This is a genomic window from Mycobacterium heidelbergense (genome assembly GCF_010730745.1).
GTDB classification, from domain to species: domain Bacteria; phylum Actinomycetota; class Actinomycetes; order Mycobacteriales; family Mycobacteriaceae; genus Mycobacterium; species Mycobacterium heidelbergense.
The window spans coordinates 3,698,440-3,715,717 of the sequence record NZ_AP022615.1 but is presented as its reverse complement, the minus strand read 5'-3'; the positions used below and the strand labels follow the sequence as shown (position 1 = coordinate 3,715,717).

Here is a 17,278-nt window from a genome sequence, read left to right as displayed (position 1 = left end):
CCTCGCAACACGTCGTGCGGCGACAGCGTTTTTGACGCAACATGGCCCACAATGCGGGCATGACAGTACCGCCGGGACCGGCGCGTGAGATCTCGCGGCAGACGTTTCTGCGGGCTGCCGCCGGAGCGTTGGCCGCGGGGACGGTCTTCGGGTCGGGCCGCGCCACAGCCGACCCGGCCACCTCGGGCTGGGGCGGTCTTTCCACCGCCATCAACGGCCAGGTGATCCTCCCGGATAACGGGCAATTCGGCGCGGCCAAACAGGTTTTCAACACCAACTACAACGGCTCGACGCCGGCGGTGATCGTCACGCCGACGTCGGCGGCGGATGTGCAAAAAGCCATGGCATTCGCCGCTGCCCACAACCTCAAGGTCGCTCCGCGCAGTGGTGGGCACTCCTACGTCGGCGCATCCACGGCAAACGGAACCATGGTGCTCGACCTGCGGCAGCTGCCCGGCGGAATCAATTACGACGCCGCCACCAGGCAGGTCACCGTCACGCCCGCGACCCATTTGTTTGACATACACCAGGCACTGGCCGCCGCCGGCCGGGGAATCCCGACGGGAACCTGCCCGACGGTCGGCGCCGCGGGACACGCCCTCGGCGGCGGGCTGGGCGCCCAATCCCGGCACGCGGGCCTGCTGTCCGACCAGTTGACCTCGGCGACGGTGGTGCTGCCCGGCGGCCAAACGGTCACCGCGTCTGCCGCCAGCCAGCCCGACCTGTTCTGGGCGTTGCGCGGCGGCGGTGGCGGCAACTTCGGGGTTACCACCTCGCTGACCTTCGCCACGTTCGCCACCAGCGACGTCGACGCCGTGAACCTCAATTTCCCGCCGCAGTCGTTCGCGCAGGTTCTCCTCGGTTGGCAGAGTTGGCTGCGCACCGCCGACCAACGCAGCTGGGCGCTGGCGGACGCCACCGTCGACGCCATGGGTACGCACTGTCGGATCCTCGCGACCTGCCCGGCCGGGTCGGGTAACAGCGTGGCGAGCGCCATCACCTCGGCCGTCGGGATGCAACCGACCGGGACCGAGAACCACACGTTCAACTATCTGGACCTGGTGAAGTATCTGGCCGTCGAGAACCTCAACCCGTCGCCGCTCGGATACGTCGGCGGATCTGATGTTTTCACGACCCTCACCCCGGCCGCCGCCAAGGGGATCGCCTCGGCGGTCGACGCCTTTCCCCGTGGGGCCGGACGCATGTTGGCGATCATGCACGCCCTCGACGGCGCGCTCGCCACCGTGGCACCGGGCGCCACAGCCTTCCCCTGGCGCCGGCAGTCCTCACTGGTGCAGTGGTACGTCGAAACCGGTGACCAGGCGGCCGCCACCGGCTGGCTCAACACCGCACACCAAGCGGTGCAACCGTATTCGGTCGGCGGTTATGTGAACTATCTCGAGGCCAACCAACCCGCTTCGCGGTACTACGGCGCGAACCTTTCTCGGCTGAGTGCCGTAAGACAGAAGTATGACCCGCGCCGAATCATGTTCTCGAGCCTGAACTTTTGATGCGGGCATCGTCGAGTACCCTTAGCTGAGTCTCGCCCAGCAAACCCGAGAACGCAGAGGTGCCCGGTGGCCCAATCCGACCCGGTCCTTTTCAGTATCGACAACCATGTCGCGCTCATCACCGTCAACGACCCCGATCGGCGCAATGCCCTCACCGACGAGATGTCCGCGCGGCTGCGGGAAGCGGTGGAGCGGGCCGAAGCCGACGCTGGCGTACACGCCGTCGTCGTCACGGGCGCGGGCAAGGCGTTTTGTGCGGGCGCCGACCTCAGCGCCCTGGGCGCCGCGGGAGGTGGAGAGGCGGAGTCGAGGCTGCAACGGATCTACGACGGCTTCATGGCTGTGAGCAATTGCCGGTTGCCCACGATCGCCGCGGTCAACGGCGCGGCCGTCGGCGCGGGCCTGAACCTTGCGTTGGCCGCCGACGTGCGCATCGCCGGACCGGCCGCATCGTTCGACGCCCGCTTCCAACAGTTGGGGCTGCATCCCGGCGGGGGTGCGACGTGGATGCTGCAGCGCGCGGTAGGCCCGCAGGTGGCGCGCGCGGCTTTGTTGTTCGGCATGCGCTTCGACGCCGAATCCGCCGTACGGCACGGGTTGGCGCTCAGCGTCGCCGACGACCCCGTCGCGGCGGCCCTCGAGCTTGCCGCGCGGCCCGGAGCCGCTCCCCGTGAGGTGGTGCTGGCGACCAAAGCCACCATGCGCGCCACCGCCAGCCCGGGATCATTGGACAACGAGCAACACGCATTCGCCATACGCACGGAGCTGGGACCGCAGGTGTACTCCATCCAATCACCAGAATTTGCAGCCAAATTGGCTGCGGCACAACGCAGATAGCACGCAACCACTACCGGTATTCAGAAATCTCTTGTGTCACTTTGGTTTCAGTGGTCACTGGGCCGGGTTTTTTGTCGGTGGGCTTCGATAGTTTCGGGTCATGGCTGGCAGCGTGGTGGATCGGGAGGCGATCACGGCTGCCTTCGATGCCCTGGATGCCACGGTTGATGGGGTCTTGGGGTTGGATTGTGAGGCGTTGACCACGCCGGAGCGGTTGGCGTTGTTGGAGCGCTGTGAGCGGGTGCGCCGCCGGGTGCCGGCGATCGAGCATCCGTTGATCAATCAGCTGGCCCGCCAGGCCACCCCCGACGAGCTGGGCGGCACGCTCTCCCATGCCATCGCCGAGTGGGCGTTGATCACCCGCGCCGAGGCGGGTCGGCGCATTCACGAGGCCGCCGACCTCGGACCCCGCCGCGCCCTGACCGGCGAACCACTGGCGCCGGTGCTAGCCGAAACCGCAGCCGCCCAACGCGACGGGAAACTGGGGGGCGCGCAAGTCGCGGCGATCCGCCGGTTCTACCACCAACTACCCGGCTGGATCGACCCAGCCACCCGCGAACGCGCCGAAAAACACCTCGCCCGCCTGGGCACCCAACATCGACCCGAACAACTCGGCGCACTAGCCGACACCCTCGCCGACTGCCTCAACCCCGACGGCCTCTACAGCGACGACGACCGCGCCCGGCGGCGCGGCATCACATTGGGCAAACAAGAAACCGACGGCATGTCCGCACTACACGGCTGGCTCACCCCCGAAGCCCGCGCCACCCTAGAAGCCGTGTGGGCCAAACTGGCCGCCCCCGGCATGTGCAACCCCACCGATCAGACCCCCACCGTGGACGGCACCCCGTCGCAAGACGCCATCGATAAAGACACCCGCAGCCCCGCGCAACGCCAACACGATGCGCTGCTGGCCACCCACCGCGCCCTGCTCGCGTCGGGAAAACTCGGCCAACACAACGGCCTACCCGCCTCCATCATCGTCACCACCACCCTGGCCGAGCTCGAGGCCGCCGCCGGGCGCGCCCTGACCGGCGGGGGCAGCATCCTGCCCATGAGCGATGTGATCCGCCTATCCCGCCACGCCCGCCACTACCTGGCCATCTTCGACAAAGGCAAAACCCTAGCCCTGTACCACACGAAAAGGCTGGCCTCCCCCGCGCAGCGGATCGTCTTGTACGCCAAAGACCTGGGCTGCACCGCCCCGGGCTGCACCGTGCCCGGGTACTGGTGCGAAGTCCACCACGTCGAGCCCTACACCACCTGCGGCGACACCGACGTCAACAACCTGGCCTTCGGGTGCCCCACCCAACACCACATCGTGCAACCCGGCGGCTGGAGCACCCGCAAAAACACCCACGGCGACACCGAATGGATACCCCCGGCCCACCTCGACCACGGACAACCCAGAACCAACACCTACTGGCACCCCGAAAAACTCCTCCACCACGACCAAGACGACGACGACGACCCGCTATAGGTCCAGCAGCGCGGTCTGCGGCGATTCGATCAAATCCCTTAGCTCGCAGACGAACTGGGCCGCCTGGGCGCCGTCGGCGACACGGTGGTCGAACACACACGTCAGCGTCATCGTGGACCGCACCACGACCTCGCCGTCGACGACCACCGGGCGCGGCTTGATCGCTCCCATGCCCAGGATGGCCGCCTCGGGATGGTTGATCACCGGCGTGCCGTCGTCGACACCCAGGGCACCGAAGTTCGACACGGTGAACGTCGAGCCGCGCAACTCGGCGGGCGTCAGCGTACCCTCACGCGCTCCGGTGATCAATTCGACTGTCCGGTCGGCCAATTCGCGGGTCGCCTTGTTCTGTGCGTCGGCGATCACCGGGACCAACAGCCCGCGTTGGGTGGCCACGCCGAATCCCAGATAAATGCAGCGATGGACGTGCACCTCGGGGCCCTGAGGAGAATCGATCCAGGTTGAGTTGAGAATTTCGTTGTGACTCAACGCAACAACGAGCATCCGCAGCGTCAGCACGAACGGCGTGATCCCCTGATGCGCCGAACGGAACCGGTCGCGCAACCGCAACAACTCGGTGCAATCCACATCAACGCTGACCTTGGCGGCCGGGATTTCGCTGTGGGACAGCGTCATCTTCTCCGCCATCCGGGCCTGCACGCCCCGGACGGGCCGGACGTCGGCGTCCTGAGCCGCCGCCAACACGTCCGCGCGGGTGATCACCCGGCCCGCGGGAACGTGCCGTATCGAAGAGAGGTCAACCGAAAGCTCCTTGGCCAGCTTGCGCACCGGAGGGGCCGCCAACGGCCGGCCACGCCGGCTGGCGTCGATGCCGGCGTCGGTGCCGTAGCCCACCAACGTGGGAACGGCGGCCTCGCCGTTCGCTTCGGATGACGCCGGCGCGGTGTCGATGCGGACAAGCACCGCACCCACCTGGAGCACATCGCCTTCGGCGCCACACGTTTCGACGATCCGCCCGGCGTACGGGCTCGGGATCTCCACCTCGGCCTTGGCGGTCTCCACCGAACACAAGGTCTGATTGAGCTCGACCTCGTCACCGACGGCGACGTGCCAACTGGTCACCGTCACCTCTTCGAGCCCCTCGCCGAGGTCGGGGACCCGAAACGACTTGATCCGATTGTCGGCGCTCACGGCTGCTCCAGCACACGCTCGACGCAGTCCAGCAGCCGGTCCGGGCCCGGCAGCCACAATCCCTCCAGCCGCGCCGGCGGGTACGGAGTATCAAAACCGCAGGCGCGCAACACCGGCGCCTCCAGCTCGTAGAACATCTCCTCCTGGATGCGCGCAGCCAGCCCCGCCCCGTATCCCAGGCTGCGCGGCCCTTCGTGCAACACCACGCAGCGCCCGCTCCGATGGATCGACGCGGCGACGGTGTCGAAGTCCAAGGGGACCAGCGACCGAAGATCGATGACCTCCAGGCTCCAACCGCGTTGGCGCTGAGCCTCTTCCGCGGCCGCCACGGCGGTACTCACCAGGCTGCCGTAGGTGACGACGGTGACGTCGGTGCCCGGCCGGCGCACCATCGCCCGGCCGATGGGCGGTTCGGGCCGGCCGGCGTCGACCATGCCGCGGCCCTGGTAGCGCCGCTTGGGCTCCAAAAACATCACCGGGTCCGGGCACGCGATGGAGTGCCGAAGCAGCCAGTACGCGTCCGCCGGGCTGGACGGGACCACCACCTTCAAGCCGGCGGTATGCGCCCAGTACGACTCGGTGGAGTCCGAATGATGTTCGGCCGCACCGATACCGCCGAACGACGGGATCCGGACCGTCACCGGCATGTTGATCTCACCACGGGTGCGGGTGCGGTACTTCGCCAGGTGGCTGACCACCTGATCGAAGGCCGGGTAGGAGAATCCGTCGAACTGGATCTCCGGCACCGGGACGAAGCCGCGCAAGGCCAGCCCCACCGCGATCCCGATGATGGCGGACTCGGCCAGCGGCGTGTCGAAACACCTTTCCTCGCCGAATGTTTCGGCCAGCCCCTCGGTCACCCGAAACACTCCGCCCTCGACGGAGACGTCCTCGCCGAACACCAGGACCCGATCGTCGGCGGCCATCGCGTCGTGCAGCGCGCGGTTGAGCGCCTGCACCATGGTCAACGACTGCGCGCCGAACGCCGTGAGCGTTTCGTCGGGGCCGACCGGGCGATCAGCGAGCTGGGTCATTCACGCCTCCTCGCCTCGGTCAAGTTCGTCGCGCAGCTGTTGGCGCTGCGCCCGCAATCCGGGCGTCATCTCCGCGTACACCGTGGTGAACACGTCGTCGATGTCGAAATCGGGCGCGTCGAAGACGGCGTCACGCAATTCGGCTCGCATTCGCTTCGCCCGGGCAGCGACCCGCTCCTCCAGGCGTTGCGACCACAAGCCCTGGCCGTGTAAGTAGGCGCGGTAACGAGGAATCGGGTCCAACGCCGCCCAGTGGTCCACTTCGTCCTGCGTCCGGTATCGCGTCGGATCGTCGGACGTGGTGTGCGGGCCGAGCCGGTACGTGACCGCCTCGATCAATGTCGGGCCGCCACCGGCCCGGGCCCGGGCGGCGGCCTCGGCCATCACCGCATAGCACGCCAGCACGTCGTTGCCGTCCACCCGGATTCCGGGCATTCCGTAGCCAATCGCCTTGTGCGCGAGGGAAGGCGCGGCGGTCTGCCTGGATACCGGCACCGAGATCGCCCACTGGTTGTTCTGCACATAGAACACGCAGGGCGCGGTGAACACGGCCGCGAAGTTCAGCGCCTCGTGCACGTCGCCCTCGCTGGTGGCGCCGTCGCCGAGGAAGGCCACCGCCACCGAATCTTCGCGCAGGCGTTGCGCGGCCATCGCCGCGCCGACGGCGTGCAGGGTCTGGGTGCCGATCGGAATAGACATCGGGGCACAGCATTTCGTGGTGAATTCCAGCCCGCCGTGCCAGGTTCCGCGCCATGCCGCGCCCACATGCCCGGGCGGAATGCCGCGCACCAGATACGCGCCGAGCTCGCGATATTGCGGAAATAGCCAGTCGGTCTTGCGCAGGCAGGCCGTGGCGCCCACCTGGGCGGCCTCCTGGCCACGGCAGGACGCGAACAGCGCCAATTGTCCTTGGCGCTTCAGGTTGACGAACTCGGTGTCCAGCTCCCGGGTGACCACCATCATCTCGTAGAGCCAGCACAGCGTCTCCGCGGGAAGGTCACGGCCGTAGCGGCATTCGGGTGTCGGCGTGCCGTCCGGGGCGACGAGTCGCACCGGTTCGAGGTCGACAGTCATCGGCGTCCGAAGGATCTCCGCCATACCGCCTCCTTAGCCAGAAGCCGCGTGGCACAGGAGACCTACCGCGAGACGAAGTCGATCGCCAGCCACCCGAAAGACTCCGCTCGCCGCGACACTGGCGCACCTCCCATTATGCGCTCAAATCCGAAGACACCGCGTTGATCGCGGTCGCGGCGAGGACGTGTCGCGGCGACGCCGACGCCTCACCCCGACGCGGATTCCCCCGCCCGGCGCAGCAGCATTTCCGCGTGCTTGAGCACCGGCGAGTCGACCATCTGGCCCTCGTACGCGAACACCCCGCGCTCGGTCTTCGCGGCCGCCAATACCCGCCGCGCCCAGTCCAGCCTCTCCTCGCTGGGGCGATACGCCTCGCGCACCACCGGGACCTGGCTCGGGTGGATGCAGACCGTCCCGTCGAATCCCACCGCGACGGCGTCGTCGGCCTCCGCGCGCAGGCCGTCGATGTCGCGGATGTCCAAATGCACGGCGTCCAGCGCGATCCGGCCGAACGCCGACGCCGCCAGCAGCACCGTCGACCGCACGTGGCGGGCCACGTCCCGGTAGGCGCCGCCGGACCGCCGGCTGGAGCTGCCGCCCAGGGTGGCGACCAGGTCCTCGGCACCCCACATCATCGCCACGGTGCCCTCGGCCGCGGCGATGTCGGTGGCGAACACCGCGCCGCGCGGCGTCTCGATCAGCGCGACGACCTCGCGCGGCGCGAGCGCGGCAACCTGAGCGGCCGATTCGGTCTTCGACAGCATCACCGCCGTGTACGCGGTGTCGGCCAGGGCATCCAGGTCGCGGGCGTGCTCCTCGGTGCCGGCCGCGTTGATCCGCACCACGGTGCGCTCCGGGTCCAGCACGGTCTCCCGCAGCGCCCGGCGGGCGGCGGGTTTGTCCGCTTCGGCCACGCCGTCCTCGAGGTCGAGGATCACCACGTCGGCGGCCGCGGCGGCCTTCGCGAACCGCTCGGGACGGTCCGCCGGGCAGAACAGCCACGCCGGGCCGGCGGCGCGCAGGTTCACCGCGCCGGCCGTTTCTGGACCAGGGTGGTGCGGACGGCCCGGGCGACGACGTCGCCGTGCTGGTTGCGCCCGGTGTGCTCGAGGGTGACGATGCCCTCGCCCGGCCGGCTCTTGGACTCGCGCTTGGCCGTGCACACCGTCTCGGCGTACAGGGTGTCGCCGTGGAAGACCGGCTTGGGGAACGACACCTCGGAGAAGCCGAGGTTGGCCACGATGGTGCCCAGCGTCAGCTGCGACACCGACAGGCCCACCAGCGTCGACAGGGTGAACATCGAATTCACCAGCCGCTCGCCCCGGAAACCCGGCTGCTGCGCCGCCCACGCCGCGTCGAGGTGCAGCGACTGGGTGTTCATCGTCAGCGTGGTGAACAACACGTTGTCGGCCTCGGTGACGGTGCGTCCGGGCCGGTGCAGGTAGGTGGTGCCGATTTCGAACTCCTCGAACCACAGGCCGCGCTGCACAACCGATTTGGCATCCGTCACGACAGCCCCAGCGATCGCGCGATGAGCATCAGCTGCACCTCGGTGGTGCCCTCACCGATCTCGAGGATCTTGCTGTCGCGGTAATGACGCGCGACCGGATACTCGTTCATGAAGCCGTAGCCGCCGTGGATTTGCGTGGCGTCGCGGGCGTTGTCCATCGCCGCCTCCGACGCGATCATCTTCGCGATCGCCGCCTCCTTCTTGAAGGGGTTGCCCGCCAACATCTTTGCGGCCGCATCGTAATACGCCGTGCGGGCGACGTGCGCGCGGGCCTCCATCCGGGCGATCTTGAAGCTGATCGCCTGGTAGGAGCCTATCGGCTGGCCGAACGACTGGCGCTCCTTGGCGTACTTGACGCTCTCGTCGACGCAGCCCTGCGCCGCCCCGGTCGCCAGCGCGGCGATCGCGATGCGGCCCTCGTCCAGGATCGACAGGAAGTTCGCGTAGCCGGTCCCGCGGGCGCCCAGCAGGTTCTCCTCGGGGACGCGGGCGTCGGCGAACGTCAACGGGCGGGTGTCCGACGCGTTCCAGCCCACCTTGTTGTAGACCGGTTCGACGGTGAATCCCGGTGTGCCGCTGGGCACGATGATCGTCGAGATCTCTTTCTTGCCATCGGCGGCGGTGCCGGTGACCGCGGTGACGGTGACCAGCGAGGTGATGTCGGTGCCCGAGTTGGTGATGAATTGCTTGCTGCCGTTGATGACCCACTGGCCGCCGTCGAGCCGGGCGGTGGTGCGGGTGCCGCCGGCGTCGGAGCCGGCGCCCGGCTCGGTGAGCCCGAAGCCGGCCAGCGCCCGCCCGGCGGTGAGGTCGGGCAGCCACCTTCGCTTCTGCTCGTCGGTGCCGAACCGGTAGATCGGCATCGCGCCGAGGCTGGCGCCGGCCTCCAGGGTGATCGCCACCGACTGGTCGACCTTGCCGAGCTCCTCGAGCGCCAGCGACAGCGCGAAGTAGTCGCCGCCCATGCCGCCGTATTCCTCGGGGAACGGCAGGCCGAACAGGCCCATCTCGCCCATCTTGGCGACCACCTCGTACGGGAAGCTGTGCTCCTCATCGTGTTTGGCCGATACCGGGGCGACCACGGTGCGCGCGAAGTCGGCCACCGTGTCGCGAAGTTCCCGGTATTCCTGCGGCAGTGTCGTCATGATTCCCGATCCTTGATCCGCGCCAGCACCTGATCGACTCTCACTTGATCGCCGACGGACACCAGCGCCTCTACCCGTCCCGAAGCCGGTGCGGTCAGCGGGTGTTCCATCTTCATCGCCTCGACGACCATCACCACGTCACCCTCGGCGACCTCGGCGCCGGAGTCGACCCGCACGGCGATCACGTTGCCGGGCATGGGGCTCGTGATCTCCGCCTGCCGCGCGCCCGCCGCGCGATGGATCGTGCGTTCCTCGGCCTCGCGCAGGTGCCAGGTTCCCCGCTCGTCGGCGATCCAGAGGTGCCGCTCGGCCTCGGCCCACCGGTAGTCCCGGCGCAGGCCGTCCAGAGTGACGCTCATCTGGTCACCCTCGAGTTGCACGCTCGCGGAATGGATCTCGCCGCCGCCGACCTGGACCCGGGCGGCGTCCGGCGGCCCCCACACCGACACCGTCTCGGCGCGCAGCGGAGTCTGCATCGCGGTGCGGACCGGCGCGGCGCCACCGCCGGCGCGCCATCCGGTCGGTGCGGCCCATAGATCGCCCCAAGCGCGGCATGCCAGGGCCCACTGGCGGTAGAGGCCGCCCGCGGCGAGCACGTCGTCGGGTGCGGGCAGCGGAGCGAAGTCGGCCAGCCGCTCGTCGAGCAGTGCGGTGTCCAGGTCGCCCGCCCGCACCCGCTCGTCGGCCAGCAGGAATCGGAGAAACTCGATGTTGGTCCGCACGCCCAGGATCGCGGTCCGCGACAGCGCCCTGTCGAGCCGGGCCAAAGCCTCCCCGCGATCGACCCCGTGGGCGATCACCTTGCTCAGCATCGGATCGTAATCGCTGCCGACCATAGTCCCGTCCCGCAGCGACGAGTCCACCCGCACGCCGTCGCCCGAGGGTTCGAACACCCGCAGCACCCGCCCGCCGGTGGGCAGAAACCCCCGCGCCGGATCCTCCGCGTACACGCGGGCCTCGATCGCGTGCCCGCGCAGCTCGATGTCGTCCTGGGCGAACGCCAGCTTCTCGCCGGCGGCCACCCGCAGCTGCCACTCCACCAGGTCCAGGCCGGTGATCGCCTCGGTGACCGGATGTTCCACCTGCAGGCGGGTGTTCATCTCCATGAAGAAGAACTCGTCGGGACGCTCGGCGGAGACGATGAACTCCACCGTGCCGGCGCCGACGTAGTCGACGCTGCGGGCGGTGTCGCAGGCCGCGGCCCCGATCCGCGCGCGCGTCTCGGCGTCAAGCAGCGGGGAGGGCGCCTCCTCGATCACCTTCTGGTGGCGACGCTGCAGGCTGCACTCGCGTTCGCCCAGATGCACGACGTTGCCGTGGGTGTCGGCGAGCACCTGCACCTCGATGTGCCTGGGCCGCAACACGAACCGCTCCAGGAACAACGTGTCGTCGCCGAACGCCGACGCCGCCTCCCGCCGCGCGCCCGCCAGCGCCTCGCGCAGCCGGGCCGGGTCCTCCACCAGCCGCATGCCCTTGCCGCCGCCGCCCGCCGACGGCTTGACCAGCACGGGATAGCCGACCTCCTCGGCCGCGGTCACAAGCTCGTCGTCGGTCAGCCCCGGCTTGGCCACACCGGGCACCACCGGCACGTCGAAGGCGGCGACCGCGTTCTTGGCGGCGATCTTGTCGCCCATCACCCGGATCGCCCGGGCCGGCGGACCCAGGAACACCACCCCGGCCCGCTCGCAGGCCGCCGCGAAATCGGCGTTCTCCGACAGGAACCCGTAGCCGGGGTGGATCGCCTGGGACCCGGTGCGCGTGGCGGCGTCGAGCACCTTGGCGATGTCGAGGTAGCTCTCGCGCGCCGCGGCGGGCCCCAGCCGCACCGCTTCGTCGGCCTCGAGCACGTGCCGCGCGCCGGCGTCGGGGTCGCTGTAGACGGCGACCGACCGGATGCCCAGCCGGCGCAGGGTGCGGATCACCCGCACCGCGATCTCGCCGCGGTTGGCCACCAACACGGTCTCGAACACCGCACTCACATCCGGAAGACGCCGTAGGAGACCGGTTCCAGCGGCGCCTGGGCGCACACCGAAAGAGCCAGCCCGACAATGGTTCTGGTATCCGCCGGGTCGATGATGCCGTCGTCCCACAGGCGGGCCGTCGAGTAGTACGGATTGCCCTGGTCCTCATACTGCTCGCGGATGGGCGCCTTGAACGCCTCCTCCTCGCCGGCCGACCAGGGCTTGCCCGCCGCGCTCAGCTGCTCACCGCGCACGGTCGCCAGCACCGACGCGGCCTGCTCGCCGCCCATGACCGAGATTCGCGCATTCGGCCACATCCACAGAAAGCGCGGCGAGTAGGCCCGGCCGCACATCGAATAGTTGCCCGCGCCATAGGATCCGCCGATCACGACGGTCAGCTTGGGCACCCGGGCGCAGGCCACCGCGGTGACCATCTTGGCGCCGTGCTTGGCGATGCCGCCGGCCTCGTAGTCGCGACCCACCATGAAACCCGCGATGTTCTGCAGGAACAGCAGCGGGACCTTGCGCTTGTCGCACAGCTCGATGAAATGCGCGCCCTTCAAGGCGGATTCGCTGAACAGCACGCCGTTGTTGGCGACGACGCCGACGGGGTGGCCGTGGATGTGGGCGAAGGCGGTCACCAGCGTCTTGCCGTAGTTGGCCTTGAACTCGCTGAATCCGCCGCCGTCGACCAGCCGCACGATCACCTCGTGCACGTCATAGGGCACCCGTGGGTCCGGGGGCACGACGTCGTAGAGCTCGGTCTGCGGGTGCGTGGGCTCGACCGAGCGCCGCACCTCCCACGGACTGGGCTGACGCGGGCCGAAGGTCGCCACGATCGACCGGACGATCCGCAGCGCGTGCTCGTCGTCGTCGGCCAGGTGGTCGGTGACACCGGAGACCCGCGAATGCAGGTCGCCGCCGCCGAGTTCCTCGGCCGTGACGATCTCCCCGGTGGCGGCCTTGACCAGCGGCGGGCCACCCAGAAAGATCGTGCCCTGCTCGCGGACGATGACGGCCTCGTCGCTCATCGCCGGCACGTAGGCGCCGCCCGCCGTGCAGGACCCGAGCACCGCCGCGATTTGTGGAATTCCCTTGGCGCTCATGGTCGCCTGGTTGTAGAAGATCCGCCCAAAATGTTCCCGGTCGGGAAACACCTCGTCCTGGCGCGGCAGGAAGGCGCCGCCGGAGTCGACGAGATAGATGCACGGCAGCCGGTTCTGCAGCGCGATCTCCTGCGCGCGCAGGTGCTTCTTGACGGTCATCGGGTAGTAGGTGCCGCCCTTGACCGTCGCGTCGTTCGCGACGATCACACACTCGCGCTCCGACACCCGGCCGATCCCGGTGATGATCCCGGCCCCCGGAGATTCGTCGTCGTACATTCCATGGGCGGCCAGCGGCGACAGCTCCAGAAACGGGCTGCCCGGGTCGAGCAGGCGATCCACGCGTTCGCGCGGCAATAACTTGCCGCGGCCGACGTGCCGCTCGCGCGCGCGTTCGTTGCCGCCCAGCGCCGCGGCCGCCAGCGTGGCGTTCAGCTCACCGACCAGCCGGCGGTGCTCGTCGGCGAACGACGGCGCGGCCCTTACGTCGGCGACCGCTTCGGCGGCCGTCGCCACCACCTCGTCCATCGCCGCAGCAGCCTCCTTGCCGTCCGGGCGGTCCCAACTTCAGTTAATCCTGATTAACTCGGGTGAGAATACCATCGCCCGCGTGCCGCGTCCAGCAAAGGGAGGCGCTCGGCCGCCGCATCGCTCACTCGCGAGTTAATGGCGAATAACTCGTGCTACGTTAGTGGCGATTAACCGACCGGACGAGTTGTGGACGGAGGTCGTCATGACGGCGTCCGCGCCAGCGGGCCGGTCCAGCCGCGCCGACACCCCAAATCGCCGCAGCCGGTTGAAATCCGACCGCCGCTTGCGACTTCTGTCGGCCGCTGAACGCCTATTCGCCGAGCGCGGTTTCCTCGCGGTGCGCCTGGAAGACATCGGCGCCGCCGCCGGCGTCAGCGGTCCGGCCATCTACCGCCACTTCCCCAACAAGGAGGCGCTGCTGGTCGAGTTGCTGGTGGGGATCAGCACGCGGCTACTCGCCGGCGCCCGGGAGGCGCGGGCCCGCAGCTCCGGGGCGGCGGCCGCGTTGGACGACCTCATCGACTTTCACCTCGACTTCGCGCTGGGCGAACCCGACCTGATCCGCATTCAGGACCGCGACCTCGCGCACCTGCCCGCGGCCGCCGAGAAGCAGGTGCGCAAGGCGCAGCGCCAATACGTCGAGGTCTGGGTGGGCGTGCTGCGTGAGCTGAATCCCAAGCTGGCCGAAGCCGACGCCCGGCTGACGGCGCACGCGGTCTTCGGTCTGCTGAATTCGACACCGCACAGCATGAAGTCCCCGGACAATTCGCGCACCAAGGCGGCCCGCGCGGCGCGGTCCCGGGTCGTGATGCGGGCCATGACCGTCGCCGCGCTCAGCGCCGCGAATCAATGCCCCTGAATTTCGCGTAATCGGATAAAGCCACCGCTCGGGTGCCGGGCCCCAGGTACCCTGCAAACCATGAGGTGGGCATGAACGATCCACGTCGATCCGGGCGGTTGAGTCCCCCTCTACCGGGGCCAGGACCGGCCGGATCGCAGGGTTACCCGTATCCGCCGCCGCCCGCTGACCCGGCGTACGCCGACCAGGCGGGACCCTACGCGCCCACCTACGGCGGACACGTCCCGCAATGGGCGCCGGGCCTGAACGACACCAAGCAGCTGCCGGCGTACTGGCAGCAGGAGTTGCCGCGGTCGGACGGGCTGCCTCCGTACGGCCCGGCTTCCCCGCCGCCGGGCGGCCCGAAGTCGCGACGCTGGATGTGGATCGCCGCGGGGGCGGCGGTGCTGCTGGTGATCGCGCTGGCGATCGCCCTGGTCCTCGTCAACGACGCGATCAGGACCCAGACCGCCGTCCCGCCGCTGCCGGCCATGCCCGAGCCGAGCACAAAGGCTTCGACGCCGACCCCATCGACACGGCCGCCACCGCCCCGCACCCTCGTGCCGGCGCCGCCGCCGACCCAGACGACCGGCCCGGCCGCGATGCAGGACGTGGTCTACACCGTCACCGGCGAAGGCCGCGCGCTCAGCATCATGTACATCGCCACCGGCGATGTCATACAGACCGAGTTCAATGTCGCGCTGCCGTGGAGCAAAGAGGTCAGCCTGGCGAAGTCGGCCGTCCACCCGGCCAACGTCACGATCGTGAACTTCGGCCACAACGTCACCTGCTCGGTCACCATCGGAGGAGTACAGGTGAGCCAGCGGGCCGGGGTGGGCCTGACGATCTGCGACGCGCGGGGTTAGCGACGGGTTAGTGCTGGGTTAGTGCGGTCACGTGTTGGCCGCGCGCCGGAACACGGACCGCCAACATCCCCAGCAGCCCGGCGATCAGCACCAGGCAGATCCCGCCGAGGCCGGCGCGCACGGCGCCGAACGCGTCGACGAAGACGGAGAACAGCCACGGCGCCACGAACGCAACCGCCCGTCCCGTCATCGTGTAGAGGCCGAAGGCGACCCCTTCGCTGCCGTCCTTCGCCATCTGCAGCAGCAGGGCGCGCGCCGACGATTGCGACGGCCCGATGAACATGCACAGCAGCAGCCCGCACACCCAGAACGCCAGAGAACCGGATAGCACCATCAACGTCAGCGCCAAGGCGACGATCGCGACCAGCGACGCAACGATGACCGGTTTGGATCCGACCCGGTGGTCGACGAACCCGCCCAGCACGGCGCCCACCGCGGCCACCACGCTGGCCACCACGCCGAATATCAGGACGTTGGCCTGCGAGATGCCGTAGACGTTGACGCCCAACACGGCGCCGAACGCGAAAATCGCCGCCAGCCCGTCCCGGAAGAGCGCGCTCGCCACCAGGAAATAGACCAGGTTGCGGTCGCGCCGCCATTCCGCGGAGACCTCTCTGCACAGCTTGCGATAGCCGCCCAGCATGCTCGTCGGCTGGTACACCTCCGCCGTCTCCGGCAACCGGTGCGCGACGGACAACAGCGGCAGGGCCAACACGGCGAGCCACGCCGCGGCCACCAGCATCGCCTCCCGGACGTAGAGCCCGTCGTGAACGGGCACCCGCAGCAGCCCACGCACCGCGCCCGGGCCCGAGCCCGACCCGGAAATGAATCCCGCATAGATCACCAGCAGCAGCAGGACGCTGCCGAAGTAACCCGATGCCCACCCGAGGCCGGAAATCCGGCCGGCCGTCCGCGGCGTCGAGAGCTGGCGCAGCATCGCGTTGTACGGAACGCTGGCCAGGTCGCCGCACGCGGCCGTCGCCCCGAGCAGCACCAACCCGGCCCACAGGTAGCCGGGGCGATCGCGGATCAAGAACATCGCGCACGTCAGCGCGACCGCCAGGCCGGTCAGCACGCCCAGGGCCACCCGCCTGCGATGCGGGGACTCCACCCACACGCCAACCGCCGGCGCCAGCAGCGCGACGGTCAACCCGGCGATGGCCCCCGCGCGGCCCAACCAGCTCGCCGGCGACGTACCGCCGGACAGTCCCGCCCCCACGCTGCTGGTGAGGTAGACGGAGAAGACGAAGGTCGCCACGATCGCGTTCAGACCGGTGGAACCGCAGTCCCACAGCGCCCACGCCACGATGTGGGATCGCACGGGTGTGACCGGACGCGACCCCCGCTCACTCATGCCCGGCACTCTAATGTGTTTGGCGGACGACCCGCCGCGCCCGGCCGCGCCCCGCGGCTGTCTACGATTGGCGCCATGCCGGTGCCAACTCCCAGTCCCGACGCGCGCGCCGTCGTCACCGGGGCTTCGCAAAACATCGGCGAAGCGCTGGCCACCGAGCTGGCGGCCCGCGGACACAGCCTGATCGTCACCGCGCGACGCGAAGACCTCCTCAACGACCTGGCGGCCCGGCTGACCGGCAAGTACGGTGTCGCCGTCGACGTACGGCCCGCCGACCTGGCCGACCCGGCGGAACGGGCGAAACTGTGCGACGAACTGGCCGCCCGCCCCATTTCGATCCTGTGCGCCAACGCGGGGACCGCGACGTTCGGTCCGGTCGCCGGCCTTGACCCGGCGGGCGAAAAGGCCCAGCTGCAGCTCAATGTCCTAGGGGTGCACGACCTTACGTTGGCGGTGCTGCCGGGCATGGTCGAGCGCAAGGCCGGTGGGATCCTGATTTCCGGTTCGGCGGCGGGCAATTCGCCGATTCCCTACAACGCCACCTACGCGGCCACCAAGGCGTTCGTGAACACCTTCAGCGAGTCGTTGCGCGGCGAACTGCGCGGCTCCGGTGTGCACGTCACGCTGCTGGCGCCGGGCCCGGTGCGCACCGACCTTCCCGACGACGCCGAGGCCACGCTGGTGGAACGGCTGGTGCCGGACTTCCTCTGGATCTCCACCGAGCACACCGCCCAGGCGTCGCTGGATGCGTTGAACCGCAACAAGATGCGCGTCGTCCCGGGGTTGACGTCGAAGGCCATGTCGGTGGCGAGCGGGTACGCCCCCCGCGCCATCGTGGCGCCGATCGTGGGCAGCTTTTACCGGAAGCTCGGCGGCGGTTAG

15 protein-coding genes are annotated in these 17,278 nt (G+C 69.2%); 6 read left to right on the top strand and 9 right to left on the bottom strand.

Annotated features, from left to right (window positions below; genetic code table 11):
- The first annotated feature begins 59 nt into the window (after window positions 1-59).
- The 3 genes from G6N25_RS17490 to G6N25_RS17480 all read left to right on the top strand — a co-directional run bounded on the left by G6N25_RS17490 (window position 60) and on the right by G6N25_RS17480 (window position 3,828).
- Window positions 60-1,511, top strand: coding sequence for an FAD-binding oxidoreductase (locus tag G6N25_RS17490; protein ID WP_083072113.1), 1,452 nt, complete (start codon window positions 60-62; stop codon window positions 1,509-1,511).
- 66 nt (window positions 1,512-1,577) lie between these two features.
- On the top strand, window positions 1,578-2,348 hold the full coding sequence (locus tag G6N25_RS17485; RefSeq protein ID WP_083071996.1) for an enoyl-CoA hydratase: 771 nt from the start codon (window positions 1,578-1,580) through the stop codon (window positions 2,346-2,348).
- Window positions 2,349-2,448: 100 nt separating this feature from the next.
- A complete protein-coding gene (locus tag G6N25_RS17480; protein WP_083071995.1) occupies window positions 2,449-3,828 on the top strand; it encodes an HNH endonuclease signature motif containing protein in 1,380 nt (459 codons plus the stop codon).
- Here the strand turns inward: G6N25_RS17480 and G6N25_RS17475 are convergent.
- The 8 genes from G6N25_RS17475 to G6N25_RS17440 all read right to left on the bottom strand — a co-directional run bounded on the left by G6N25_RS17475 (window position 3,823) and on the right by G6N25_RS17440 (window position 13,335).
- Window positions 3,823-4,980, bottom strand: a complete 1,158-nt coding sequence (locus G6N25_RS17475; protein WP_083071994.1) for a dihydrolipoamide acetyltransferase family protein — start codon at window positions 4,978-4,980, stop codon at window positions 3,823-3,825. The genes G6N25_RS17480 and G6N25_RS17475 overlap by 6 nt on opposite strands.
- Window positions 4,977-6,014: a 3-methyl-2-oxobutanoate dehydrogenase subunit beta gene (gene bkdB / locus G6N25_RS17470; RefSeq protein ID WP_083071993.1), complete on the bottom strand. Its 1,038-nt coding sequence runs from the start codon at window positions 6,012-6,014 to the stop codon at window positions 4,977-4,979. Before bkdB ends, G6N25_RS17475 begins: the two co-directional genes overlap by 4 nt.
- Window positions 6,015-7,112, bottom strand: a complete 1,098-nt coding sequence (gene pdhA / locus G6N25_RS17465; RefSeq protein ID WP_083071992.1) for a pyruvate dehydrogenase (acetyl-transferring) E1 component subunit alpha — start codon at window positions 7,110-7,112, stop codon at window positions 6,015-6,017. It lies immediately after the preceding gene.
- A gap of 182 nt (window positions 7,113-7,294) precedes the next feature.
- On the bottom strand, window positions 7,295-8,116 hold the full coding sequence (locus G6N25_RS17460; protein WP_083071991.1) for an HpcH/HpaI aldolase/citrate lyase family protein: 822 nt from the start codon (window positions 8,114-8,116) through the stop codon (window positions 7,295-7,297).
- Window positions 8,113-8,613 carry a MaoC family dehydratase gene (locus G6N25_RS17455; protein ID WP_372506718.1) on the bottom strand — a complete coding sequence of 167 codons (501 nt, stop codon included), beginning with the start codon at window positions 8,611-8,613 and terminating at the stop codon, window positions 8,113-8,115. Before G6N25_RS17455 ends, G6N25_RS17460 begins: the two co-directional genes overlap by 4 nt.
- Complete coding sequence (locus G6N25_RS17450; protein ID WP_083071989.1) at window positions 8,595-9,743, bottom strand: acyl-CoA dehydrogenase family protein; 1,149 nt, start codon at window positions 9,741-9,743, stop codon at window positions 8,595-8,597. Before G6N25_RS17450 ends, G6N25_RS17455 begins: the two co-directional genes overlap by 19 nt.
- The gene (locus G6N25_RS17445; RefSeq protein WP_083072112.1) at window positions 9,740-11,713 is read right to left on the bottom strand and encodes an acetyl/propionyl/methylcrotonyl-CoA carboxylase subunit alpha; all 1,974 of its coding nucleotides are present in this window, start codon (window positions 11,711-11,713) and stop codon (window positions 9,740-9,742) included. Before G6N25_RS17445 ends, G6N25_RS17450 begins: the two co-directional genes overlap by 4 nt.
- 5 nt (window positions 11,714-11,718) lie before the next feature.
- The gene (locus G6N25_RS17440) at window positions 11,719-13,335 is read right to left on the bottom strand and encodes a carboxyl transferase domain-containing protein (RefSeq protein ID WP_083071988.1); all 1,617 of its coding nucleotides are present in this window, start codon (window positions 13,333-13,335) and stop codon (window positions 11,719-11,721) included.
- Between the two features lie 205 nt (window positions 13,336-13,540).
- Here G6N25_RS17440 and G6N25_RS17435 point away from each other — a divergent pair, with 205 nt between their 5' ends.
- Window positions 13,541-14,197: an SACE_7040 family transcriptional regulator gene (locus tag G6N25_RS17435; protein WP_083072111.1), complete on the top strand. Its 657-nt coding sequence runs from the start codon at window positions 13,541-13,543 to the stop codon at window positions 14,195-14,197.
- A 71-nt stretch (window positions 14,198-14,268) separates the two neighbouring features.
- On the top strand, window positions 14,269-15,042 hold the full coding sequence (locus G6N25_RS17430) for an MmpS family transport accessory protein (protein WP_232065827.1): 774 nt from the start codon (window positions 14,269-14,271) through the stop codon (window positions 15,040-15,042).
- Between the two features lie 7 nt (window positions 15,043-15,049).
- Here G6N25_RS17430 and G6N25_RS17425 read toward each other — a convergent pair whose 3' ends face one another.
- Entirely contained in the window at window positions 15,050-16,396 is a 1,347-nt protein-coding gene (locus G6N25_RS17425; RefSeq protein ID WP_083071986.1) for an MFS transporter, read from the bottom strand.
- A 75-nt stretch (window positions 16,397-16,471) separates the two neighbouring features.
- Between G6N25_RS17425 and cmrA the strand changes: the two genes are divergently transcribed.
- The gene (gene cmrA, locus G6N25_RS17420) at window positions 16,472-17,278 is read left to right on the top strand and encodes a mycolate reductase (RefSeq protein ID WP_083071985.1); all 807 of its coding nucleotides are present in this window, start codon (window positions 16,472-16,474) and stop codon (window positions 17,276-17,278) included.